Origin of the sequence: Sphingomonas sp. MMS12-HWE2-04, from assembly GCF_044881185.1 — a bacterium.
Lineage (GTDB): Bacteria > Pseudomonadota > Alphaproteobacteria > Sphingomonadales > Sphingomonadaceae > Sphingomonas.
Genome location: NZ_CP173254.1, coordinates 3,756,107 through 3,778,408, shown reverse-complemented (window position 1 = coordinate 3,778,408; position 22,302 = coordinate 3,756,107). Strand labels below are relative to the sequence as shown.

The following is a 22,302-nucleotide window of genomic DNA, read 5'->3' as shown; positions in this document are numbered from 1 at the left end:
GGGGCTTGAATGGTCACGCCTCGGTGCGCGCCTTGACGATCTTGCCGGGATTGCGCGGCGGCTCGCCCTTGGGAAGCGCGTCGACATTCTCCATGCCTTCGACCACTTCGCCCCACACCGTATACTGGCGATCGAGGAAGGTCGCATCGTCGAGGCAGATGAAGAACTGCGAATTGGCGCTGTTGGGATCGTTGGTGCGCGCCATCGAGCAGACGCCGCGGACGTGCGGCTCGGCGCTGAACTCGGCGGGGAGGTTGGGCTCGTCCGAGCCGCTCATGCCGGTGCCGGTGGGATCGCCGCCCTGTGCCATGAAACCGTCGATCACGCGATGGAACACGACGCCGTCATAGAAGCCGCGCTCGGCGAGGGTGGTGATGCGCTCGACATGCTTGGGAGCGAGATCGGGGCGCAGCTTGATCCGCACATCGCCGGTGTCGAGCGTCAGCACGAGCTGGGTGGGTTGGGACACTGAGTTACTCCTGTGGGGTTTGACAGCCACCTAAGCTGCCTGTCCTCGACTTGCAAATTGTGCGCCGCAGTGGCAGCGCGACGGCGCATGGGCCAGCCAAGGGAGGTCGAACGATGAGCGAGACCGAGCTGGAGCCCCAGGAGAAGCCGCCCGAGAGCGAGCTGGACGAAGACGATCGGCTCAAGCCTGAATTCGTCAGCGCCGTGCTCGAAGCGGTCGAGGCCGGCGACGTCGAGGCGGCCCATGCCCGCGTCGCGCCGCTCCACCCCGCTGATATCGCCGATCTCGTCGAGCTGACGCCGTCCGAATTGCGACCTGCGCTCGCCGCCGCGATCGCGGACCTGATCGACGGCGACGTGCTCGCCGAAATGAACGACTGGGTGCGCGAGGCGCTCGTCGACGCGCTCGAGCCGCACCAGGTCGCGGACATCGCCGCCGAACTCGATACCGACGACGCCGTCGCGATCATCGAGGACATGGATGCCGAGGATCAGCGCGAAGTGCTCCGCGCGCTCGATCCCGACGATCGCGCCGCGATCGAGGAGGCGCTGAGCTATCCGGAAGAATCCGCCGGCCGCCTGATGCAGCGCGAGCTGATCGCGGTGCCCGAGCATTGGACCGTCGGCGACGTGCTCGATTATCTGCGCGGCAACGAACAGCTCACCACCGATTTCTGGGAAATCTTCGTCGTCGATCCGGCCCACAAGCCGGTGGGAACCTGCGCGCTTTCCTGGATCCTGCGCACGCCGCGCAGCGTCTCGGTTGGCGATGTGATGAAGCGCGAGCAGACGCTGATCCCGGTCGACATGGACCAGGAAGAGGTCGCGCTGCGCTTCCAGAAATACGCGCTGATCTCGGCCGCGGTGGTCGACGCCAATGGCCGGCTGGTCGGCATGATCACCGTCGACGACATCGTCCACATCATCTCCGAAGAGGCCGGCGAGGATATCCTGCATCTCTCGGGCGCGGGCGAAGGCGACATCAACGAGCCGGTGTTCGACAGCTATAAGGTGCGCGTGCGCTGGCTGCTCACCAATTTGGTGACGGCGCTGGTGCCCGCGACGATCGTGTTCTTCTTCGATGCCACGATCGCGCAGAAGGCGGTGCTCGCCGCGCTGATGCCGATCGTCGCGGGGGTGGGCGGCAATGCCGGGACGCAGACGCTGGCCGTCACCGTGCGCGCGCTCGCCACCAACCAGCTGACCCAGTCGAACACGATTCGCGCGATCCGGCGCGAGATCAGCATCGCGGTGCTCAACGGGCTGACCATCGCGGCGGTGATCGGCCTCGGCATCGGCGCGACCTTCCGCGATCCGGCGCTGGGCTGCGTCATCGCCGCAGCGATGCTCGCCAATATCCTGATCGCCGGGTTTGCCGGCGTGCTGGTGCCGGTGACGCTCGAGCGCTTCCGCCAGGATCCCGCAGTCGCCTCGTCGATCTTCGTGACGATGGTCACCGATTCGATGGGCTTCCTGGCCTTTCTCGGTCTTGCGACTGCCAGCGGGCTGGTGGGTTGATCGCGGCGCGCCGAGCGCCCAACTCCAGGTCGTGCCCCTACACCTGACCAAAGTCGCCTATGGCTGCGACAGTATCGACTATCTCCAGGAACGCCTGGCGCTCAAGGCAGCGCACGCGCCCGCCTTCCTGACCACGCGCTATCTGCCCAAGCGGCACGAAGAGATCGAAGGCGGCTCGCTGTTCTGGATCATCAAGCACCAGCTGATCGGCCGCTCGCCGATCCTCGGCTTTGGCGAGGCCGAGGGCGGGCGCGTGGCAATCCACCTCGAGCCGCGGCTGATCCTGGTTCAGGCGCAGCCCAAGCGAGCGCACCAGGGCTGGCGCTATCTCGAAGGCGTTGACGCGCCTGCCGACCTGGCCGAGGCCGGCGCGGGCATTGCCGAACTGCCGCCCGCGCTGGTCGGCGAACTGGCGGCAATGGGACTGCTTTAGGGGTGCCTCCCTCCCGCCTGGGCAGTGCGGGTGGGCGACGAAATGGGGCTTGCCCGCCTGCGCCATGGAAGAACACAGGGGGGCGAAAACGATTTGCTCCTAGCGTCATCGAAAACTTATTGATAATCACTCGCAGATGAACGCCACCGCCGCGATTCCTGCGCCGCTTCGCCTAGCCCAATTGCCGCGTCACCAGGCCGGAACCGTCGCCGGAGTTGATTGGCATGCGCTTTCCGAGCCCGAATCGCGCCGCCTGCGCGAGCTTGGTCTCGACGAAGGCGTCGAAGTCGAACTGCTCCACCGCTCCGGGCTGCTCGGCGGGCCGATCGCCTGCCGGATCGGACGGATGACCGTGGCGCTGCGACGCCATGTCGCTGCGGCGATCCATGTGAGCCCGAAAGCGCGCCGATGAACCCTGCACCGCTGGTCGCGCTGGTCGGCAATCCCAATGCTGGCAAGAGCGCTCTGTTCAATGCCCTCACCGGCGCCCGCCAAAAGGTGGGCAATTATCCCGGCGTCACCGTCGAGCGCCATGCCGGCCGGCTGTCACTGCCCGATGGCCGCCCGGTCGAGCTGCTCGATCTGCCGGGCACCTACAGCCTCGATCCCTCCTCGCCCGACGAGGCAGTGACGCGCGACGTGCTGTTCGGCAAGCAGCAGGGCGAGCGCCTGCCCGACGGCATCATCGTCGTCGTCGATGCCACCAATCTCGACAACCATCTGCGCTTCACGCTCCAGCTGATCGCGCTCGGCTTGCCGGTGGTCGTCGCACTCAACATGTTCGACATGGCCGAGCGCGATGGCCTGGTCCTCGATCCGCAAGCACTGGAGCGCGAGCTCGGCGTGCCGGTCGTCGCCACCGTCGCCGTGCGCAAGCGCGGACTAGACCTGCTCAAGCAGCGCCTCGGCGAGACGGTGAAGGGCAATCATAAGCTGCGCCGGGGCAGCGGCGTCCAGCACGACATCGTCGTCCTCCAGCGCCGCGCCCGCCAGATCGCGCTGGCAGTTACGGTCTCGGAAACCGCGTCGCGCCGCTGGACCCACCGGATCGACGCGGTCGCGCTGCATCCGGTGTTCGGCATGGCCATCCTGCTCACGCTGTTGTTCGTCATGTTCCAGTCGGTCTTCGCCTGGTCCGCCGCACCGGTGGATGCGATCGAGGCCGGCATGGGCTGGCTTTCCGACACCGTCGCCGGGGCGCTGCCCGACGGGTTCATCCGCGATTTCCTTGTCCAGGGCCTGATCGCCGGCGTCGGCGCGGTCGTCGTCTTCCTGCCGCTGATCCTGATCCTGTTCGCGTTCATCCTGGTGCTCGAGGCGACCGGCTACATGGTCCGCGCCGCGATGCTGATGGACCGGGTGATGGCGAGCGTCGGCCTGTCCGGCCGGGCCTTCATCCCGCTGCTCTCCAGCTTCGCCTGCGCCGTGCCCGGCATTATGGCGACGCGCACCATCTCGGACGACAAGGAACGGCTCACCACCATCCTGATCGCGCCGCTCACCACCTGCTCCGCGCGCCTGCCGGTCTATGCGATCGTCATCGGCGCGGTGATCCCCGATCGGGCGGTGCTGCCGGGCATCGGGCTGCAGGGGCTGGTGCTGTTCGCGCTCTATATCCTCGGCATCATCGGCGCGTTCGGCGCGGCGCTGGTGCTCCGCCACACCGTCACCAGGGGCGCGACGTCGGGCTTCATGATGGAGATGCCCAAATACCAGCTGCCGAGCATCCGCGACGTGGCGCTCGGCCTGTGGCAGCGCGCGATGATTTTCTTGAAGCGCGCCGGCACGACGATCGCGGCAACCGTGGCGATCCTTTGGCTGCTCACCACTTTCCCCCAGGCGCCCGCGGGTCAGAAGCAAAGCGAATATTCGGTCGCCGGCCGCATCGCCAGCGGGATCGAGACGGTGGTGCGCCCGATCGGCTTCAACCATGATATCTCGCTCGCTTTGCTCCCCGCGATGGCCGCGCGTGAAGCCGCAGTCGCAGCGATCGGCACAGTCTACGCCGTCGACAACCCCGACGACGCCCAGGGCGAGGCGACGATCTCCGAGAATTTGCGCGCCCGCTGGAGCTTGCCGACGGCGCTCGCCTTCCTGATGTGGTTCGTGTTCGCGCCGCAATGCATCTCGACGATCGCAGTGACCCGGCGCGAGACCAACGGCTGGAAATGGCCGGCGTTCATGATCGGCTATTTGTTCGTGCTCGCCTATATCGCGGCGGGGATCACCTATTGGAGCGCAGTCGCGCTGGGGCTCTAATCGCGTTTCGATTCGTCGAGCGTTCGTTCGACCCGTTTCCGATCGGCCGCTTCGATCTGTTTCTCAGCCTTGGTCCGCCCGAAACGCGCGCGGTTCGCGTCTGCCTCTGTTTTTGCGGATGCTTTGGCTCTCGCCTTCCGCGCCCGGTTCAGGTTAATGATCTCAGCCATAGTCTCAGCATAGCGCCCGGCAGCGCCGGCGCCCAATCGATTTACTGGAGTTTTGAATGGCCGGCAGCGTCAACAAGGTGATTCTCGTCGGGAATCTGGGCCGCGATCCCGAGAGCCGCAGCTTCCAGAACGGGGGCAAGGTGGTCGAACTGCGCATCGCCACTTCGGAAAGCTGGAAGGACCGCAATTCGGGCGAGCGCAAGGAGAAGACCGAGTGGCATACCGTCAAGGTGTTCAACGAGGGCCTCGCAAACGTCGCCGAGCGCTTCCTGCGCAAGGGCTCGAAGGTTTACATTGAAGGCGCACTGACCACGCGCAAGTGGCAGGACCCGCAGGGTAACGACCGCTATTCGACCGAAGTCGTGCTCCAGGGCTTCAACAGCGTGCTGACCATGCTCGACGGCGCGCCGGGTGCCGGCGGCGGAGCCGGGCGTGGTGGTGCAGCGGGCGGCGGCGACGAGTGGGGTGGTGGCGACGAATTCTCCGGCCAGTCGTCGAGCCGCGGCGGCGGCAACAATTTCAACAGCGGTGGCGGGCAGCGCAGCGGCGGTGCAGCGGCGGGCGGCAGCGGCTTTGGCGGCGGCTTTCCCGACGATCTGGACGACGACGTTCCGTTCTAAGCAACTCCGCGCCGGGCGCATCGTTGGGATAGCGGAGACTAGATGATGCGCCTTTCGTTGCTTCCCTTGCTTTTGCTCAGCGCCTGCGGCGGCGGTGGTGTCTCGACCGAGACCACGGATGATCCGACCGGGCAGAATGTCGCTGCGGCGGCCGCCAGCGGAAAGCCCGCGGCGGTGACCGCGGCGGCCGATTGCAGCAACCGCCCCGACTTCGTGCCGATCTATGCCGGCGGCCAAGTCACCCAATGCATTGCCGGTCCCGACGGCAAGGCGCGGCACGTCAGCGGATCGATCGTCTATCTGACCGACACGGCCCCCCGCGAGGTGCTCGGGTGGTCGCGCGCGCAGGCCAATGCCGAAGGGCTCGCGCCTCGCGAAGCAACCGACAACAAATATGCCGCGGGCGAGGAGGGGAAACGCACCTTGCTGTTCGTTGTCGACTCATTCGGCGGACGCACGCGCGTGACGATCAACTGGAGCAGCGGCGTCTAGGCGCCACCGCGGCGGAGCAGGAACACCGCATGCTCGGCGAACAGATTCGCCATCGCCGAGCCGGTGCTTTGATCGCCCGAAAGAAACCAGCATCCCTCGACCGCGATGCCGCGGCTTTTCACCAGAGCCCGGAAATCGTCGATCGTCACATGGTGGATGTTGGGCGTGGCGTACCATTCGAGGGGGAGCAGACGCGTCACCGGCATCCGGCCGCCCCAGAGCAGTGACGCCCGCACGCGCCAATGTGCGAAATTAGGGAAGGAAACGAAGGCGCGCCGCCCGATTCGCAGCAATTGCTCGAGCACCCAGTCGGGGCGCCGCGTCGTCTGCAGCGTCTGGCTGAGGATGGCATAGTCGAAGCTGGCGTCGGGATAATCGGCGAGATCGGTATCGGCGTCGCCCTGGATCACCGAAAGGCCGCGCGCGACCGCCGAGGCGACGTCGCGCGGGTCGAGCTCGAGCCCGCGCGCGTCGCAGCCGCGCGTGTCACGCAGCGCTGCCATCAGCGCGCCGTCGCCGCAGCCGACATCGAGCACACGGGTCAGCGGCTGAACATTGTCGGCGATGATCGCAAGATCTGGACGCAGGTTCATCGGCTATAGATGTCCGGAGTGTCGCGGACCATCAGCCGGTCCGGATGTGGATACGCCTCCCAGCCGAGGAGCGCGTAAAGTGGGTGCATGTCGCGGGTGAACAGCGCCCAGCGCCGCAGCCCCTGAAGTTCGGAGTGGCGGTCGAGCGCCTCGAGCATTGCGCGGGCGATTCCCTGCCCGCGATGGTCTTCGAGCACGAACACATCGGCGAGATAGGCGAAGGTCGCGCGATCGGTGACCAGCCGCGCAAAGCCGATCTGGGCCTCATCCCGATAGGCGCCGATACAGAGCGAATGCGCCAGCGCCCGCGCCACCGTATCGCGCGGGATGCCCTCGGCCCAATAAGACCGCGCGAGATAGCCGTGGATGACGTCGAGCTGGAGTTCGGCAGGATCGAGCGAGATGCGGACGCTCATCGCGATTCCCCGGCGCGCAGGAAACCACCGATCACCCGGTCGAGCTCGGGGCTCTCCAGCAGGAAGGCGTCATGGCCGAACGGCGAGCTTAGCTCGACGAAGCTCGCCGGCGCGCCCGCGGCATTGAGCGCATGGACGATGCTGCGAGACTCGCTGGTCGGATAGAGCCAATCGGTGTCGAAGCTGACCAGGCACAGGCGCGTCTCGGCACCCTTGAAGGCATTGGCGAGGGTGCCGCCATGCTCCTCGGCGAGGTCGAAATAGTCGAGCGCCCGGGTAATATAGAGGTAGGAGTTCGCGTCGAACCGGTCGACGAAGCTCAACCCCTGGTGACGCAAATAGCTTTCGACTTGGAAATCGGCGTCGAACCCGAAGGTCTTGGCGTCGCGGCTCTGCAGCTTGCGACCGAACTTGGCCGTGAGACCGGCCTCCGAAAGATAGGTGATGTGCGCCGCCATCCGCGCGACCGCGAGCCCCGAGGCGGGGGGATCATTCTCGGCATAATAATCGCCGCCGCGCCAGCGCGGATCGGCCATGATCGCCTGGCGTCCGACTTCGTGGAAGGCGATGTTCTGCGCCGAATGCCGCGCCGCGCTGGCAATGACGACGGCGGACGCCACGCGCCCGGGGAAGGTCGCCGCCCAGCTCAGCGCCTGCATCCCGCCCATCGATCCGCCGACGACGGCGAACAGCCGCGCGATGCCGAGATGGTCGAGCAGCATCGCCTGCGCGCGGACCATGTCTCGGATCGTAATCACCGGGAAGCCCATCGCCCAGGGCTTGCCGGTCGCCGGATTGACGCTCGCCGGCCCCGACGAGCCGAGGCAGCTGCCCAGCACGTTGGCACAGACGACGAACCAGCGATCGGTATCGATCGGTTTTCCCGGCCCGACCATCCGCGCCCACCAGCCTGGCTTGCCGGTAACCGGATGCTCGGACGCCAGATGATGGTCCCCGGTCAGCGCGTGGCAGACGAGGATCGCGTTCTGGGCATCGGGCGCGAGCGTGCCATAGGTTTCATAGGCAATATCGAGCGGAGACAGCAGCACGCCGCCGTCGAGCCGCAAGGGCCCGGGCAGCGTCACCGTGCGGCTCAGGCCAAAACGCGGATCGTCGGACATAACGGTCGGACTAGGGGTGCTTGGTCCCCGGTTCAAGCCGCGCGCGCGGTGCGAGCCCCGCGGATCGCCTGCGCCGCGACGCGTCCGGTTTGAGCGCCGCCGTTCATATAGCCGGGAAAGGCATCGGAAAGGTGCTCGCCGGCGAAATGGATGCGCCCGACATGCGGTGCCTGGACCGGGCCCTGAGCGGGTTCGACGCAGAGCAGGTGCGCGAACCGCGTAAGCTCGCCGGGGCGGAAATTGACATAGGCGCCAAGCGTGAGCGCCTGGGCATGCCAGTTGGTCCGCACAAAGGGGCCGGCAGATGCCGCGCCCAGGCCGGGGATCGCCGCCTCGGCGCTCGTCGCAAAGCGCTTCGCAAGTGTCGACGGGGACGCCGTGTCGGCCTGCGCGACCTGATCGCCGCCCAGGAACCACGTCCATACCCGCGAGACGCCGTCCGCGCGGTGGACGCTGCCGTCCCAGCCCAGCGCCCAGCCCTGGGCATCCGCCTGCCACAGCTCGCCGCCCACGCCTATCGGCTGACGCCATGGCGTCGCGCTCGCCGCGACTTGCACCTTCTCGTTGCGGCCCAGATCCATCGCCGCGATGAACGCGCGCCAGTCGGCCGGAAGTGGCACCGCGAAATCGATCTGGCGCGTGAGCGGGGCGGGAACCGCGACGATGACTTGCTCGGCATCGACTAGCGCGGAATTGACGAAGTGCAGTCGCACGCCCCGGCCTGTCGTCTCGATTCGCCGAAGCCGGCGGCCGGTGGCGATACGATCGGCATAGTGCGTGGCCATCGCCCCGATCAGCGCGCTGCTGCCGCCTTCCATCACGAAGCGTTCGTCGGAGCCGCCGAGGATCTCGGCGCGCTGACCGTCGACCGTGGGCAGATTGAAGATCAGTTCGATCGCCGAGGCGCGATCGGGCTCGACACCATATTCGGTGCGGCTGGTCGATTCCATCAGCGCGCGGACCCAGGGCGCGCCGAGCACGGCGCGGTGCTTGTCGAGATAGCCCGCGATCGACAACCGATCGAGCGCCGGCGCGTACCGCGCGAAATCGCGGTCGATCCTGTCCGAGTCGCGGCCGATCTGCGCGGCGATCGGCCGCAGCCCTTCTGCCAGCGCGGACTCGCTCAGCAGCCGCCCGCCGGCAAGGACGAGCGTGGCATGGGGGTCGGTCTTGCGATCGACCAGCCGCACGCCGAAGCGCGTGCACAGCGCCCGCATATCGTCATGGTCGGTGTTGACCAGTTGCCCGCCGACCTCGAACGCCGGGCCTTGCGCCGGCTGGTGCGTATACATCCGGCCACCCATCCGGCTGCGCGCCTCGAACAAGTGCGCGTCGACTCCGGCCTCACGGAGATGGTGGAGCGCGCTCAACCCGGCGATGCCCCCACCGATGACCGCAACTCGGCCTCCGGCAAAGGCGCGGGCAGGGCGGGGCAACACGGCAGTCGCGCCGAGTGCGACAAATCCCTGGAGCAGCGCGCGACGCGTCGCGCCGGGCGCCGCAGCGATCGGCGGCGCCTCTCCTGCCGCTGCCAGATTGCGCCGGCGCGCCTCCGCCAGCCCCCGCCACAGGATTCCGTTTCCCCGCATGCTGCCCCCCGTCCGCTCGTCCCGGCGCAGAGCTTGCCATTAACCGGCCATTCCGCCAATCCGCGCGGCATGAACGCACCTGTCGCCAAGCCGTGGATCCTCGACATAGCCCCCTATGTGCCGGGGCGCGCCACCACCGATGACGGCCGCAAGGTCGCCAAGCTCTCCTCGAACGAGAACCCGTTCGGCACCCCCGACGCGGCACGCGCCGCCTATGCCGAGGCCGCCGCGACGCTCGAACGCTACCCCGATGCCAGCGCCGCCGACCTGCGCGCCGCGATCGCCGATCATTATGGCATCGAGGCCGATCGCATCGTCTATGGGACCGGATCGGACGAGGTTCTCCATCTTGCCGCGGGTAGCTTTGCCGGGCTCGGCGACGAGATCATCTATGTCCGCTATGGCTTTGCGGTCTACGACATCGCCGCGCGCCGCGTCGGCGCGACGCCGGTGGTGGCGCCCGACAAGGATTATGCCACCGACGTCGATGCGATCCTGGCGGCAGTAACCGAGCGCACCAAGGTCGTGTTCGTCGCCAATCCGAACAACCCCACCGGCACCTATAGCAGTAAGGCCGAGATCGCACGGCTGCACGCCGGTCTTCCCGCCACTGTGCTGCTGGTGCTTGACCAAGCCTATACCGAATATCTCAACCCCGAGGACGATGACGGCGGGCTTGAGCTCGCGCGCACCCAGACCAATGTGCTCGTCACGCGGACCTTCTCTAAGATCTTCGGCCTCGCCTCCGAGCGCGTCGGCTGGGGCTATGGCCATCCCGACCTCATCGCCGCAATGCACCGCATCCGCGCGCCCTTCGCCTTCGGAATCGGCGCGGGGCATGCGGCGATCGCCGCGCTGGGCGCCAGCGACTTCATCGAGCACAGCCGCAGCCACAATGCCCAGTGGCGCGCCTGGTTCGCCGCCGAAATCGACGCGCTCGGCAATAAGGGGCTGCGCGCCGTCCCGTCCAAGGCCAATTTCCAGCTGGTGCTGTTCGAAGGCGCGCTGACCGCCGAGGCGGCGTACAAGGGGCTGATGGACGCCGGCTATATCGTCCGCTGGTTGCCCGGCCAGGGTCTTGCGCACGGATTGCGCATCACGATCGGCACCGAGGACGAGATGCGCGGCGTCGTCGCGGCGCTGCGCGCGATGGCGGGCGCCTGATGCTCCCCTTCGCGCGCGTCACGATCGTCGGCCTCGGGCTGATCGGCTCGTCGATCGCGCGCGCGGTGCGCCAGCACATGCCGAGCGCGCGTGTCACCGGCTATGACGCCGACCCGGCCGTGCGCGAGACCGCACTGCGGATCGACCTGTGCGACGATATCGCCGATACCGCCGGCACTGCCGTGATCGACGCTGATTTCGTGGTCCTCTGCGTGCCGGTCGGCGCGATGGGAGTCGCGGCCGCTGAAATCCGCGCCGATCTTCCCCCCGATGCGATCGTCAGCGATGTCGGATCGTGCAAGGGCAGCGTAGTCGAGGCGGTGCGCGCGGCGCTGCCGAATGCCGTTTTCGTGCCGGCGCATCCCGTAGCGGGCACCGAGAATAGCGGCCCCGAGGCGGGGTTCGCGACCTTGTTCAACCATCGCTGGTGCATCGTCACGCCACCCGAAGGGACCGACGCACTGGCGATCGAGCGCGTCTGCGAATTCTGGCGCCGACTCGGCGCGATGGTCGAGACGATGGCGCCCGATCACCATGACCTGGTGCTGGCAGTGACCAGCCATTTGCCGCACCTCATCGCCTATACGATCGTCGGCACCGCTTCGGACCTTGAGGAAGTCACCCAGTCCGAAGTGATCAAATTCTCCGCCGGCGGTTTTCGCGACTTCACGCGAATCGCCGCATCGGACCCGACGATGTGGCGCGACGTGTTCCTCGCCAATCGCCAGGCGGTGCTCGACATGCTCCAGCGCTTTTCCGAGGACCTGTCCGCGCTCCAGCGCGCGATCCGCTGGGGCAAGGGCGACGAGCTGTTCGACCTGTTCAGCCGCACCCGCGCGGTGCGCCGCTCGATCATCGATCAGGGCCAGGATGACGCGCGTCCCGATTTCGGGCGCGCGCACGAATAGTCAGTGTCCGCGGCAGGCGAGCGCGTCGAGGATGTCGTCGATGCGTGCAGGGTCACCCGCGGCGATGACTTCGCCGTTGCTGCCGGCATGGAGCGGATCGCCCTGCCAATCGCACATCCGCCCGCCCGCGCCCTCGACGATCGGCACCAAGGCGGCGAAGTCATGGAGTTTGAGCCCGGCCTCGACGACGACGTCCATCCAGCCGCTCGCGACGCAGCCATAATTATAGCAGTCGCCGCCGAGCACCGTGCTCATCACCGCGGCGTCGAGATGTTCGAAGGCGTGGAGCTGCGAATCGTCGAACAAGGCGGGCGAAGTGGTGCCGAGGATTGCGCCCTTGAGCTCACGGCAGATCCGCGTGGAGGCAGGCGCGCCGTTGAACAGGGTCGGGCGCCCGGCGACGCCCAGCCAGCGCTCGCGCGTGATCGGCTGGTCGAGGATGCCGAGCAGTGGCCAACCATCCTCGATCAGCGCGATCAGCGTTCCGAAGATCGGCCGGCCGGCGATGAAGGCGCGGGTGCCGTCGATCGGATCGAGCACCCATTGCCGCCCGCTGGTGCCTTCACGGATGCCGAATTCCTCGCCGATGATCCCGTCCATCGGGCGCTCCGCGACGATCAGCTTGCGCATCGCTTCCTCGGCCTCGCGGTCCGCAAGCGTCACCGGCGAGAGGTCCTCCTTGGCCTCCAGCCCATGCTCGGCACGGAAGCGCGGGCGGATCGCCGCGCCCGCCGCATCGGCGAGGCGCTGGGCGAGGGCGATGTCGTTCTGGGTGACGGCCATCTCCGCCGCCTAGCCGGGCGCGCGCCGCCCGGCCAGTGCTCAATTTCGACTGGCCAAGGTCACAAAGGCGTGACAACTCCTGCGGCGATGCGCCCCTTTCTTGTCGCCCTTGGCCTGATCGCTGCCAGCCCCGCCGCCGCGCAGGTGCGCGCGGTGCCCGCCCAGCCCGAATCGGAACAGGCTGCGTTGCGCGGCGTCGAGGTATTTCTGGTCAACGAGGGCACGACGCCGATCGCCGAGGCGGGGCCGCGCCAGATCGAAGTGACTGCGGTGGATGGCACCCGGCTGGTGCTCGAGCGCGCGCCGGGGCCGACGCCAACGATCGCGCCGGGCAGCTTCGCCAAGGCGCGCTACGTGCCTGTCGCTGTCGCGGGCGTCGCCGTGCCCCCCGCCGAGCAACATGAAGCCGCCGCACTGCCAAGCGAAGAGCGCGTGGTGCAAAGCTCGACCGGATCTTCGGCGACGCTCGCGGACCGGTTCGAGCCGCACGAGCCGATCTATGGCGCGTTTGGCGCGGGCGATGCCGGCGCCAAGCTCCAAATGAGCTTCGCCTTCCGACCCTTTTCCGAAACCGCACCGCTGGCGCTCGGCAACCTGCGCTTTGCCTACACCCAAACGATGTTCTGGGCGATCGACGAGCCTTCGGGCCCGTTCCGGGCGACCAATTACAGCCCCGAAGTCTACGCCGATATCGCTGTCGACGAGACAACGCGGGTGGCGTTGGGCTGGCGGCACGATTCGAACGGTCGCGACCTCAGCAACTCCGTAGATCTCAACCGCATCTTCGCGCGCGCCGAGAAGACGTTCGACCTTGGCGGCGACTGGCGGCTCGATGTCGCGCCGATGGCATGGTTCTATATCGGGCGAATCGGCGCGGCGCCCGATGTCGCCGATTATTTCGGCTACACTGCGCTCAGCGCGTCGATCGCGCAAAAGGACGGGCTCAAGCTCTCGCTCACCGGGCGCGGCAATTTCGAGACGCGGCGCGGCGCGGCGGAGCTGTTCGTTTCCTATCCGCTCACCCGACTCGGCGGGCTGGGTTTCTACCTGTTCGGCCAGGCATTTACCGGCCATGGCGAGGCGCTGGACGACTATCGCGGGCGCGACAGCCATGCGCGCATCGGCATCGCACTGACGCGCTAGCGCGGCGATGCGCTCCAGCGTAGGATCGCCCCAGACATTAGAGGATCGCCCATGCGCACTCGCTTCCTGCTTGCCTCGCTCGCCCTTTCGCTCGCCGCGCCCGCGGGGGCTGCGCTCGCGCCCGGTGCCAAGGCGCCCGACTTCAGCGCCAGCGGCGCGATCGCCGGAAAGCCGGTGACGCTCAGTCTCAAGGCGGCGCTGAAGAAAGGCCCGGTGGTGCTCTATTTCTTCCCGGCGGCGTTCACGAGCGGGTGCAATGCCGAAGCCCACGCCTTTGCCGAGGCGCTGCCCGACTTCACCGCCGCCGGCGCGACGGTGATCGGGATGACCGCAGGCAATGTCGACCAGCTCCAGAAATTCTCAAGCGAGCATTGCGCCGGCAAGTTCGCCGTCGCGGCTGCGTCTCCGCAGATCGTCAAGGGCTATGACGTGATCCTGAAACGGCCCGACGGGTCCGTCGCCAAGGTCACCAGCCGAACCAGCTACGTCATCGCACCCGACGGCCGCATACTCTTCGCGCATGATGACATGAGCCCTGCCGACCATGTGCGACTCACCCTCGCCGCGGTGCAGAAGTACAAGGCAACTCGTCGGCACTAAGTCGCCTGCGCCAAGGTTGAGGCCGCCAGCCTTGCGACTTTTCCGACATCTTTATCCGCCAGTAACCTCTGCACACCGGATGTTAGAACTTGATCCCTAGTTTCGGCGCAGGACCGATATGCGGACGAACCGCTCGTGAAGATTAGGGGTAACTGGGCTATGGCCGGCGCGAGGGCCGTGCGCGTCACCAGCGGGGGAGATCCCGCGGGGGATTTGTACGAGCGCATCGGAGATTTCCTGCGCGATCAACGACTGTCGCCCGATCCGGCCAACTACGCATTCGCGCATCATCTCTTCACCACGCCGGGCGGGCCGCTCGCGCGCGCCGTGCACGCGCTCACCGATGGCGGAGTGCGGCTAACCCAACGCGATATCGAGACGCTGGGCTGCGAACTCCGCTCGGCAGATCAAGAAGCGCCCGCGAAGCAGGCGCAGGGCCTCGTCGCCCAGACCCAGATGCACGTCGAAGGCTTTGCCGACATCGTCACTGCGATGCGCGCCGAGACTGCCGGTTTCGGCCGAGACCTCGCTGCGAGCGCTGCGGCGATGCGTTCGGCAGGCGCCAGCGACACCAACAGCACGACGATCGAGGAAGTCGCACGAATTACCGGTTCGATGCTTGAGCGCGTGCGCAGCGCCGAGTCGCAACTGGAATCGGCAACGCGCGAGGCGACCGAATTGCGCGAGAAGCTCGAGGAAGCGCGCGACAATGCCCGCCGCGATCCGCTGACCGACCTGCCCAACCGCCGCGCTTTCGAAGAGGCGTTCGCTGCCCAGATGGGCAAGGGCGAGGTTTGCGTCGCAGTGTGCGACGTCGACTTCTTCAAGTCCGTCAACGACCGGTTCGGCCATGCCGTGGGGGATCGCGTGCTCAAGGCGATCGGGGAAGCGCTGACCCAGGCCTGTGCAGGCCACCTCGTTGCGCGCTATGGCGGCGAGGAATTTGCCGTGCTGTTTACCGGCTGCGACCTCGGCAAGGCGCAGGCCACGCTCGACGCCGCGCGCGCGAGTGTCGCCATCAAGCGCTATCGCCTGCGCGAATCGGACGCGCCACTGGGCGAGATCACTTTCTCCGCCGGGCTTACCGACCTTCGCGAGGACGAACGCTATCAAACTGCGTTCCACCGCGCTGACCGGTTGCTGTATGCCGCCAAAACCGCCGGGCGGAACTGCCTCCACGTCGGCTGACCGATTGCGGACAGAATCGTCCGCTTTTGATTGGGAAAACGCACCAACAATCGGTGTGGATTTTGCTAAGTTCCACCTGCCGTTATCGTTAACGCGAGCAATCTCAAATACTTACCGAGTTGGCACGCTCCCTGCAAAGTATCTGGCATCGGCAGCGGGATGGTCCCGCAGCCGAGATCACAGGGAATAGACCAATGACCGTTCGCCTCGACACGCTCCACCGCTCGGTTGCCGCACTCGGCGCCGTTTTCCTCACCGTCGCACTCGTCGTCCTCTCGACCCCGGTCATCCCGATCGCATGATCGCCGGCGCAAGATGGAGAGGATCAGCATGGCACGAAGCATCCTGGTGGGCGTCGCATCGTTCGCATTGACGGCGACGCTCATCTTCGCCACCGGCGCCTGAGGCGCCGGCCGCTGCCAGCCGGCACCCGCGCATTGGCATCGTCGTCTCAACTCTCTAGGAGGCTGGCACCCCCTCCTGCTGGTAGTCGAGAGAAATCAATGTCCGAGCTGCGCGCCGCCGCACTGGAATCCAAGGCCTGGCCCTATGAAGAGGCCCGCAAGCTCCTCAAGCGCTATCCGAACGGCGCGCCCGAAAAAGGGTATGTGCTGTTCGAGACCGGATATGGCCCGTCGGGCCTTCCCCATATCGGCACCTTCAACGAAGTGCTGCGCACGACGATGGTCCGCCGCGCCTTCGAGGCGCTAAGCGACATCCCGACACGGCTGATCGCGTTCAGCGACGACATGGACGGGCTGCGCAAGGTCCCCGACAATGTGCCGAACAAGGAGATGCTCGCTCAGCATCTCGGCAAGCCCCTCACGCGCATCCCCGACCCGTTCGGCACGCATGACAGCTTCGCCGCGCACAACAACGCGCTTCTCCGCGAATTCCTCGACCGCTTCGGCTTCGACTATGAATTCGTCTCGTCGACCGATTATTATGCCGACGGCACGTTCGACGACGCGCTGAAGAATGTGCTGCGCCATTATCAGGGCATCATGGACGTAATGCTGCCGACGCTGCGCAAAGAGCGCCAGGCGACCTATTCGCCGGTGCTGCCGATCAGCCCCAAGAGCGGCGTGGTACTCCAGGTGCCGATCGAGGTGCTCGATCCCGGGACCGGCATGATCGCCTTCGAGGATGAGGGTGAGCGGATCGAGCAGTCGATCCTGGGTGGCCGCGCCAAACTCCAGTGGAAGGTCGACTGGGCGATGCGCTGGGTCGCGCTGGGCGTCGATTACGAGATGGCGGGCAAGGACCTGATCGATTCGGTGGTCCAGTCGTCCAAGATCGCTCGTGTGCTCGGTGGCAAGCCGCCCGAGGGCTTCAACTACGAGATGTTCCTCGACGAGAAGGGCGAGAAGATCTCCAAGTCCAAGGGCAACGGCCTCAGCCTAGAGCAATGGCTGACCTATGGCCCCGACGAGAGCCTGGCCTTCTACATCTATCGCGAACCCAAAAAGGCCAAGGCGCTCCACCTCGGGCTGATCCCGCGCGCAGTGGACGATTATTGGCAGTTCCGCGGCAATTATGCCGAGCAGCCGATCGCGCAGCGACTCGGTAACCCGGTGCACCATATCCATAACGGCCCGCCGCCCGCCGAGACGCTGCCGGTGACCTTTGGGCTGCTGCTCAACCTGGTCGGCGTGATGGGCGAGGCGACCAAGGAGCAGGTCTGGGGCTATCTCGCCAATTACGTCCCCGATGCCACGCCCGAGACCTATCCCGCGCTCGACAACCTCATCGGCTATGCGCTGGCCTATGCCCGCGATTTCGTCACACCGACGCTCAAGAAGCGCCCGCCTGTAGGTATCGAGATCGAGGCGCTGCGACGGCTCGACGCCGAGCTGGCGGGGCTGCCCGCCGATGCCTCGGCCGACGAGATCCAGAACCTCGTCTACGAGATCGGCAAGACCGGCGGGTTCGAGAACCTGCGCGACTGGTTCAAGGCGCTCTACGAAACGCTGCTCGGTTCGGAGCAGGGCCCGCGCATGGGCAGCTTCATCGCGCTCTATGGCATCGACAATTCCCGGATGTTGATCGCCGAGGCGCTCGCCAAGGCATGACGCGCCCTGTGCGCCGCCAGCAATCGACGCTCCAGGATTTCCTGGCGCACGAGGCAGCCGGGGGAATCGTGCTGATCGGCGCTGCGGCGCTGGCGATGCTCGCTGCCAATGTGCCGGGTCTATCGCACGCCTATTTCGGCGCGCTGCATTTCGAGACCGGACCCGTGCTAAGCCCGCATCATGGCCCGATGACCGTGCATCTGTGGATCAACGATGCGTTGATGGCGGTCTTCTTTTTGTTCGTCGGGCTGGAGATCAAGCGCGAATTCGTCGGCGGACGGCTGTCGACGGCGCAGGGACGGCGGCTGCCGGTGCTCGCCGCGGCGGCGGGGATGGCGATGCCGGCGCTGCTCTATCTGCTGATCACTGCGTCGCACCCCGAGGTCCGATCCGGCTGGGCGATCCCGGCGGCGACGGACATCGCCTTCGCGCTGGGCGTTCTCGCGCTGCTGGGAAGTCGAGTGCCGCCCTCGCTCAAGCTGCTGCTGACCACCGTCGCGATCGTCGACGATCTTGGCGCAGTTGCGGTGATCGCGCTGGCCTATACCGCGCATATCGACCTGCTCGCGCTTGTGGGCGCGGGAATCGTTGCGGCGGCGATGGCGGCGCTCAACCGCTGCGGCGTGGCACGTCTAGGGCCGTATCTGCTGCTGGGCGCGCTGCTGTGGTATCTTGTCTTCCTCTCAGGCGTCCATGCGACGGTGGCGGGAGTAGTTACCGCGATGCTGATCCCGATCGCGGCAGACCACAGCAAGTCGCCGCTCCACCGGCTCGAACATGGCCTCAGTGGATGGGTTTCCTTCGGAATCGTGCCGCTGTTCGGGTTCGTCAATGCCGGCGTGGCGCTGGGCGGCTTCACTCCTGCGGTGCTGCTCGCGCCGCTGCCGCTCGGCATCGCGCTGGCGCTGTTCCTCGGCAAGCAGGCCGGCATCTTCGCCAGCATCTGGATCGCCGCGCGCACCCGCATCGCCTCGGCGCCCACCGGCGCGACCTGGCGGCAGATCTACGGTTTGGCGCTGCTCACCGGGATCGGCTTTACGATGAGCCTGTTCATCGGCGGGTTGGCCTTTCCCGGACGGCCCGACCTGATCGACGAGGTCAAGATCGGCGTGCTTGCCGGATCGATCCTCTCGGCGATCGCCGGCTATGCCGTACTCCGGACCGCGCCGTCACTCGGCCGCGGCAGCGACTCGGCGGATTGAGCCGCGGTCGGCCAGGAACGCCCAGCCCCAGATCGCCAACCCGCCCAGCGCGAGCAATGCGCCGACCCAGCCGGTAGCGGTCCAGCCATAGCCCGCGGCGATCGCGAGCCCGCCGAGCCAGGGGCCGAGCGCATTCGCGGTGTTGAACGCCGAATGGTTGAGCGCTGCCGCCAGCGCTTGGGCCTCGCCGGCCACGTCCATCAGGCGGGTCTGGAGCACCGCGCCGAGCGACCCGCCGATGCCGATCGCGAAGATATCGAGGCAGATCGTCCAGAAATTCGGCGCAGCTAGCGGATAGAGCAACAGCGCGCCGGCACTCCATACCAGCAGCACCGCGGCCGTGGGCATCAGCGCGCGATCGGCGAATTTGGGCACGACGATGTTGCCGATCGTCATTCCCGCGCCGAACACCGCCAGCGCGATCGGGATCATGCCGGCGGGCACCTTGGTGACTTCGAGCAGAGTCGAGGCGACATAGGTGTAGACGCAGAACATCCCGCCAAAGCCGATCGCGCCGATGCCGAGAGTCAGCCAGACTTGGCTGTTGGCAAGCGCGCCGAGCTCGCGCATCGGGCTGGCGCCTTTGGGCGCCTCGTCGGCGGGGGCGAGCCAATAGACCAACGCCATGGTGAGCATCGCCAGCAGCGCGACGACGCCGAAGCCCCAGCGCCAGCCGATCGCCTGGCCCATCCAATTGGCGAGCGGCACGCCGATCACCGTGGCGATGGTGAGTCCGAGCATCACCCGCCCAACCGCTTGCGAACGCTTGTTGTCGGGGACCAGCGAGGCGGCGACCAGCGCGGCGATGCCGAAATAGGCGCCGTGCGGCAGCCCGGAGAGGAACCGGAAGACGAGCATCCAGCCATAGGTCGGTGCCAAGGCGCTGAGTCCGTTGAACAGGGCGAAGCTCGCCATCAGCGCGATCAGCAGGGTGCGGCGCGAAAGTTTGGCGGCGGCGACGGCGAGCAACGGCGCGCCGACGACGACGCCGAGCGCATAGACGCTGATGACATGGCCCGCGCTGGGCTCGTCGACGCCCAGGCCCTTGGCGAAATAGGGGAGCAGGCTCATCGTCGCGAATTCGGTGGTGCCGATCGCGAAACCTCCCATGGCCAGCGCGAAATGAACCAGTGCGGGATGGCGGCTTGCAGGGGCTTCGGGCATGGACGCCAAGTGGCGATGCTGCACTGCAGCGTCAACCCGGAGCGGCGCAGACTTAATTGCAGTCCACGCAACCGTCGCATCCAAAATCGAGGCCGCACGGCGCGATTTGCACACCAGTTATGCGGCCCCCGCCGTTAGAGCGCGTTGCATCATGATGGGCACCGGACACACGCGCGGCAGCGGCGGCTATAAGAGACTGACGCTGGCGATGCTGTTCGCCGGATTCTCCACTTTTTCGCTGCTTTATTCGGTCCAGCCGCTGCTGCCGCTGTTCGCGCGCAGCTTCGGGCTCAGCGCCGAGCAATCGAGCCTGGCAATCTCGCTGGCCACCGGGCCACTGGCGATCGCGATCGTCTTTGCCGGGCTGCTCTCCGACCGAGTCGGGCGGCGGCCGCTGATGGTCGCGGCGATGTTCTTGGCAGGATTGCTGACGATGCTCACCGGCCTCGCACCGGGCTGGAGCGCGCTGCTCGGGCTAAGACTGCTCACCGGTCTCGCGCTTGCCGGCATGCCCGCGGTGGCGATGGCCTATGTCAGCGAGGAGATCGAGTCCAAGTCGGTAGGACCGGCGATGGGGCTCTACATCGCCGGCAGCGGAATCGGCGGGATGGCCGGGCGGCTCGGCGTGAGCATGCTCACCGAGCTGCTCGACTGGCGCTGGGCGCTGGTCGGCGTCGGGCTGGTCATGGCCGAGGCGTTCCGCCGCCTGGCGCCGCGCTCGCGCCGCTTCGTCGCGCAGCCGGTTCACCCGGCCGCGGTGCTTATTGCGGCGCGCGACCTGCTCAAGGACCGCGCAATGCCTCTGCTCTATGCCGAGGCGTTCCTGCTGATGGGCGTGTTCGTCACCATCTATAATTATGTCGGCTTCCGGCTGATCGCGCCGCCCTTTTCGCTGAGCCACGCGGCGATCGGCGCGATCTTCCTGCTCTATCTGCTCGGGTCGGCGAGCTCGACCTGGTTCGGCGGCCTTGCAGAGAAGCGCGGGCGTCGGCTGATCTTCTGGGTCCCCACCGCGATGCTGCTGATCGGCACCGCGCTCACAGCGTCGATGTCGCTCGCGCTGGTCGTCGCCGGAATCGGCATCGTCACCATCGGCTTCTTCGGCGCGCATTCGATCGCCTCGAGCTGGGTCGGCCGGCGGGCGCGGGCGAGCCGGGGACAGGCGGCAGCCTTCTATCTGTTTTTCTATTATCTCGGATCGAGCGTGCTTGGCTCGGCGGGCGGCGTCGCCTGGACCGGCTGGGGCTGGCCCGGCGTCGCGCTCTATTGCGGCGTGCTGACGCTGATCGCGCTGGCGATCGCGGCAAGGCTGGCGACGGTGCCGCCGCTGCCGCTCCCCGAGGTCACCCCGCCGCGGCCGATGGGCGGAGACTGAAGTGGATCGCAGACCGGCAACTCCCTAAGCAGCGCGCAAAGGGGAATAACATGAAGAAGATCGCCGCCGCTCTTGCCGCATCGATCCTCGCCGGAGCCGCGGTCGCGAACGACAGCACCGCCGAGAAGGCGGCGGGCGGGCTCGTCCTCACGCGCAGCGATGCGATCGACATGGTCTCCGAAGACCTGTTCGTCTCCGCCGAGCTGGTACGGGTGCGCTATGTCTTCCGCAATCGCACGCCGAACGACGTGCACGCGACCGTCGCCTTCCCGATGCCCGAGGACGATCTCGCCGAGCGCGAATATGGCGACGTCGCCTATCCGCACGACTTCGTCACGCAGGTCGACGGCAAGCCGGTGAAGATGGCGCTCGAGCGCAAGGCGATGCGCAAGGGCAGGGATCATAGCGCGCTGCTCACCACGCTGGGCATTGCGCTTGCCGGGGACATGGATGCGCAGCTCGACGCGCTGGGCAAGCCCGATCGCGCCCGGCTGCTCGCCGCCGGCCTGGTTGCGGCGGAGGATGGCGGCGACGGAAGCGCCGGCGCGCTGGTCCCGCAATGGACGGTCAAGGAAACCTATCACTGGGACCAGGTCTTCCCGGCCGGCCGCGACCTCGTCGTCGAGCATCGCTACGTCCCCGGGACGGGCGGCAGCGTCGGGACGATCCTCGCCATGCCCGAGTTCCGCCACAGCGCCGAGGGTAAGGCCTATGCCGCGCGCTATTGCGCCGATGCCGGGTTCCTCGCGGGGATCGACCGGCTCGCCAAGGCCGCGGGCGAGGCCTATGCCGCAGTGCCCGAAGAGCGGATCGGCTATGTCCTGCTGACCGGCGCCAATTGGCGCGCACCGATCGGCGACTTTCGCCTGGTGATCGACAAGGGCGCGAAGGACAATCTGGTCAGCTTCTGCGCCGAGGGCGTTCGGAAGATCTCGCCGAACCAGTTCGAGGTCCGCCACAAGGATTGGCGCCCGGATCGGGATCTCGACATATTGATCGTCAAGCCGCGGGGTTGAGCGGGCGC

Annotated in this window: 23 protein-coding genes; 15 read left to right on the top strand and 8 right to left on the bottom strand. The window is 67.0% G+C overall.

The genetic code is table 11. From position 1 onward, the window contains the following. Positions 1 to 13: 13 nt before the first annotated feature. On the bottom strand, positions 14 to 469 hold the full coding sequence (locus AB2M62_RS17880) for a peptidylprolyl isomerase (protein ID WP_404335987.1): 456 nt from the start codon (positions 467 to 469) through the stop codon (positions 14 to 16). A gap of 113 nt (positions 470 to 582) precedes the next feature. On the opposite strand from AB2M62_RS17880, the gene mgtE reads away from it, so the two are divergent. From mgtE to AB2M62_RS17860, 4 genes are all read left to right on the top strand, one after another. Next, a complete protein-coding gene (mgtE, locus tag AB2M62_RS17875) occupies positions 583 to 1,986 on the top strand; it encodes a magnesium transporter (RefSeq protein ID WP_404335985.1) in 1,404 nt (467 codons plus the stop codon). Positions 1,987 to 2,017: 31 nt separating this feature from the next. Then, positions 2,018 to 2,419, top strand: coding sequence for a DUF1489 family protein (locus AB2M62_RS17870; RefSeq protein ID WP_404335983.1), 402 nt, complete (start codon positions 2,018 to 2,020; stop codon positions 2,417 to 2,419). A 136-nt stretch (positions 2,420 to 2,555) separates the two neighbouring features. Then, a complete protein-coding gene (locus tag AB2M62_RS17865; protein WP_404335981.1) occupies positions 2,556 to 2,831 on the top strand; it encodes a ferrous iron transport protein A in 276 nt (91 codons plus the stop codon). Beyond that, a complete protein-coding gene (locus tag AB2M62_RS17860) occupies positions 2,828 to 4,678 on the top strand; it encodes a ferrous iron transporter B (RefSeq protein ID WP_404335979.1) in 1,851 nt (616 codons plus the stop codon). Before AB2M62_RS17865 ends, AB2M62_RS17860 begins: the two co-directional genes overlap by 4 nt. Here AB2M62_RS17860 and AB2M62_RS17855 read toward each other — a convergent pair. Further along, positions 4,675 to 4,848, bottom strand: a complete 174-nt coding sequence (locus tag AB2M62_RS17855; RefSeq protein WP_404335977.1) for a DUF4169 family protein — start codon at positions 4,846 to 4,848, stop codon at positions 4,675 to 4,677. The two genes, AB2M62_RS17860 and AB2M62_RS17855, sit on opposite strands and share 4 nt — an antisense overlap. A 56-nt stretch (positions 4,849 to 4,904) precedes the next feature. On the opposite strand from AB2M62_RS17855, the gene ssb reads away from it, so the two are divergent. Then, entirely contained in the window at positions 4,905 to 5,468 is a 564-nt protein-coding gene (gene ssb, locus AB2M62_RS17850) for a single-stranded DNA-binding protein (protein ID WP_404335975.1), read from the top strand. Between the two features lie 42 nt (positions 5,469 to 5,510). Further along, the gene (locus AB2M62_RS17845) at positions 5,511 to 5,960 is read left to right on the top strand and encodes a hypothetical protein (protein WP_404335973.1); all 450 of its coding nucleotides are present in this window, start codon (positions 5,511 to 5,513) and stop codon (positions 5,958 to 5,960) included. Here AB2M62_RS17845 and metW read toward each other — a convergent pair. Genes metW through AB2M62_RS17825 form a run of 4 tightly spaced genes read right to left on the bottom strand, consistent with a single transcriptional unit; the run spans position 5,957 to position 9,679 of the window. After that, positions 5,957 to 6,553, bottom strand: a complete 597-nt coding sequence (metW, locus tag AB2M62_RS17840; protein ID WP_404335971.1) for a methionine biosynthesis protein MetW — start codon at positions 6,551 to 6,553, stop codon at positions 5,957 to 5,959. The two genes, AB2M62_RS17845 and metW, sit on opposite strands and share 4 nt — an antisense overlap. Further along, complete coding sequence (locus AB2M62_RS17835; protein WP_404335969.1) at positions 6,550 to 6,969, bottom strand: GNAT family N-acetyltransferase; 420 nt, start codon at positions 6,967 to 6,969, stop codon at positions 6,550 to 6,552. The genes metW and AB2M62_RS17835 overlap by 4 nt, the downstream gene beginning before the upstream one ends. Next, positions 6,966 to 8,090 carry a homoserine O-acetyltransferase gene (locus tag AB2M62_RS17830; protein WP_404335968.1) on the bottom strand — a complete coding sequence of 375 codons (1,125 nt, stop codon included), beginning with the start codon at positions 8,088 to 8,090 and terminating at the stop codon, positions 6,966 to 6,968. Before AB2M62_RS17830 ends, AB2M62_RS17835 begins: the two co-directional genes overlap by 4 nt. Before the next feature lie 32 nt (positions 8,091 to 8,122). Beyond that, on the bottom strand, positions 8,123 to 9,679 hold the full coding sequence (locus AB2M62_RS17825) for a flavin monoamine oxidase family protein (RefSeq protein ID WP_404335966.1): 1,557 nt from the start codon (positions 9,677 to 9,679) through the stop codon (positions 8,123 to 8,125). Positions 9,680 to 9,748: 69 nt separating this feature from the next. On the opposite strand from AB2M62_RS17825, the gene hisC reads away from it, so the two are divergent. Together hisC and AB2M62_RS17815 are read left to right on the top strand one after the other, a co-directional pair. Beyond that, positions 9,749 to 10,843 carry a histidinol-phosphate transaminase gene (gene hisC / locus AB2M62_RS17820; protein ID WP_404335964.1) on the top strand — a complete coding sequence of 365 codons (1,095 nt, stop codon included), beginning with the start codon at positions 9,749 to 9,751 and terminating at the stop codon, positions 10,841 to 10,843. Further along, positions 10,843 to 11,751, top strand: a complete 909-nt coding sequence (locus tag AB2M62_RS17815) for a prephenate/arogenate dehydrogenase family protein (RefSeq protein ID WP_404335962.1) — start codon at positions 10,843 to 10,845, stop codon at positions 11,749 to 11,751. Before hisC ends, AB2M62_RS17815 begins: the two co-directional genes overlap by 1 nt. Here AB2M62_RS17815 and hisN read toward each other — a convergent pair whose 3' ends face one another. After that, on the bottom strand, positions 11,752 to 12,534 hold the full coding sequence (hisN, locus tag AB2M62_RS17810) for a histidinol-phosphatase (RefSeq protein WP_404335960.1): 783 nt from the start codon (positions 12,532 to 12,534) through the stop codon (positions 11,752 to 11,754). 69 nt (positions 12,535 to 12,603) lie between these two features. Here hisN and AB2M62_RS17805 point away from each other — a divergent pair, with 69 nt between their 5' ends. From AB2M62_RS17805 to nhaA, 5 genes are all read left to right on the top strand, one after another. Beyond that, positions 12,604 to 13,677, top strand: a complete 1,074-nt coding sequence (locus AB2M62_RS17805; protein ID WP_404335958.1) for a phospholipase A — start codon at positions 12,604 to 12,606, stop codon at positions 13,675 to 13,677. A gap of 51 nt (positions 13,678 to 13,728) precedes the next feature. After that, entirely contained in the window at positions 13,729 to 14,277 is a 549-nt protein-coding gene (locus tag AB2M62_RS17800; RefSeq protein ID WP_404335956.1) for a peroxiredoxin, read from the top strand. A gap of 159 nt (positions 14,278 to 14,436) precedes the next feature. Next, positions 14,437 to 15,465, top strand: a complete 1,029-nt coding sequence (locus AB2M62_RS17795; protein ID WP_404335955.1) for a GGDEF domain-containing protein — start codon at positions 14,437 to 14,439, stop codon at positions 15,463 to 15,465. 503 nt (positions 15,466 to 15,968) lie between these two features. After that, on the top strand, positions 15,969 to 17,537 hold the full coding sequence (locus AB2M62_RS17790; protein ID WP_404335953.1) for a lysine--tRNA ligase: 1,569 nt from the start codon (positions 15,969 to 15,971) through the stop codon (positions 17,535 to 17,537). Beyond that, the gene (gene nhaA, locus AB2M62_RS17785; RefSeq protein ID WP_404335951.1) at positions 17,534 to 18,739 is read left to right on the top strand and encodes a Na+/H+ antiporter NhaA; all 1,206 of its coding nucleotides are present in this window, start codon (positions 17,534 to 17,536) and stop codon (positions 18,737 to 18,739) included. Before AB2M62_RS17790 ends, nhaA begins: the two co-directional genes overlap by 4 nt. Here the strand turns inward: nhaA and AB2M62_RS17780 are convergent. Then, positions 18,707 to 19,903, bottom strand: coding sequence for an MFS transporter (locus tag AB2M62_RS17780; RefSeq protein ID WP_404335949.1), 1,197 nt, complete (start codon positions 19,901 to 19,903; stop codon positions 18,707 to 18,709). The two genes, nhaA and AB2M62_RS17780, sit on opposite strands and share 33 nt — an antisense overlap. Positions 19,904 to 20,054: 151 nt before the next feature. Between AB2M62_RS17780 and AB2M62_RS17775 the strand changes: the two genes are divergently transcribed. Together AB2M62_RS17775 and AB2M62_RS17770 are read left to right on the top strand one after the other, a co-directional pair. Beyond that, complete coding sequence (locus AB2M62_RS17775) at positions 20,055 to 21,278, top strand: MFS transporter (protein WP_404335947.1); 1,224 nt, start codon at positions 20,055 to 20,057, stop codon at positions 21,276 to 21,278. 50 nt (positions 21,279 to 21,328) lie between these two features. Then, entirely contained in the window at positions 21,329 to 22,294 is a 966-nt protein-coding gene (locus AB2M62_RS17770) for a DUF4424 domain-containing protein (protein WP_404335945.1), read from the top strand. The last annotated feature ends 8 nt before the right edge of the window (positions 22,295 to 22,302 follow it).

Excerpts from the sequence above, each read along its gene's own strand:
- mgtE (WP_404335985.1), top strand. The coding sequence starts at position 583 with ATGAGCGAGACCGAGCTGGAGCCCCAGGAGAAGCCGCCCGAGAGCGAG.
- AB2M62_RS17865 (WP_404335981.1), top strand. The coding sequence starts at position 2,556 with ATGAACGCCACCGCCGCGATTCCTGCGCCGCTTCGCCTAGCCCAATTG.
- AB2M62_RS17860 (WP_404335979.1), top strand. The coding sequence starts at position 2,828 with ATGAACCCTGCACCGCTGGTCGCGCTGGTCGGCAATCCCAATGCTGGC.
- AB2M62_RS17855 (WP_404335977.1), bottom strand. The coding sequence starts at position 4,848 with ATGGCTGAGATCATTAACCTGAACCGGGCGCGGAAGGCGAGAGCCAAA.
- ssb (WP_404335975.1), top strand. The coding sequence starts at position 4,905 with ATGGCCGGCAGCGTCAACAAGGTGATTCTCGTCGGGAATCTGGGCCGC.
- AB2M62_RS17845 (WP_404335973.1), top strand. The coding sequence starts at position 5,511 with ATGATGCGCCTTTCGTTGCTTCCCTTGCTTTTGCTCAGCGCCTGCGGC.
- metW (WP_404335971.1), bottom strand. The coding sequence starts at position 6,553 with ATGAACCTGCGTCCAGATCTTGCGATCATCGCCGACAATGTTCAGCCG.
- AB2M62_RS17835 (WP_404335969.1), bottom strand. The coding sequence starts at position 6,969 with ATGAGCGTCCGCATCTCGCTCGATCCTGCCGAACTCCAGCTCGACGTC.
- AB2M62_RS17830 (WP_404335968.1), bottom strand. The coding sequence starts at position 8,090 with ATGTCCGACGATCCGCGTTTTGGCCTGAGCCGCACGGTGACGCTGCCC.
- AB2M62_RS17825 (WP_404335966.1), bottom strand. The coding sequence starts at position 9,679 with ATGCGGGGAAACGGAATCCTGTGGCGGGGGCTGGCGGAGGCGCGCCGG.
- hisC (WP_404335964.1), top strand. The coding sequence starts at position 9,749 with ATGAACGCACCTGTCGCCAAGCCGTGGATCCTCGACATAGCCCCCTAT.
- AB2M62_RS17815 (WP_404335962.1), top strand. The coding sequence starts at position 10,843 with ATGCTCCCCTTCGCGCGCGTCACGATCGTCGGCCTCGGGCTGATCGGC.
- hisN (WP_404335960.1), bottom strand. The coding sequence starts at position 12,534 with ATGGCCGTCACCCAGAACGACATCGCCCTCGCCCAGCGCCTCGCCGAT.
- AB2M62_RS17800 (WP_404335956.1), top strand. The coding sequence starts at position 13,729 with ATGCGCACTCGCTTCCTGCTTGCCTCGCTCGCCCTTTCGCTCGCCGCG.
- AB2M62_RS17795 (WP_404335955.1), top strand. The coding sequence starts at position 14,437 with ATGGCCGGCGCGAGGGCCGTGCGCGTCACCAGCGGGGGAGATCCCGCG.
- AB2M62_RS17790 (WP_404335953.1), top strand. The coding sequence starts at position 15,969 with ATGTCCGAGCTGCGCGCCGCCGCACTGGAATCCAAGGCCTGGCCCTAT.
- nhaA (WP_404335951.1), top strand. The coding sequence starts at position 17,534 with ATGACGCGCCCTGTGCGCCGCCAGCAATCGACGCTCCAGGATTTCCTG.
- AB2M62_RS17780 (WP_404335949.1), bottom strand. The coding sequence starts at position 19,903 with ATGCCCGAAGCCCCTGCAAGCCGCCATCCCGCACTGGTTCATTTCGCG.
- AB2M62_RS17775 (WP_404335947.1), top strand. The coding sequence starts at position 20,055 with ATGATGGGCACCGGACACACGCGCGGCAGCGGCGGCTATAAGAGACTG.
- AB2M62_RS17770 (WP_404335945.1), top strand. The coding sequence starts at position 21,329 with ATGAAGAAGATCGCCGCCGCTCTTGCCGCATCGATCCTCGCCGGAGCC.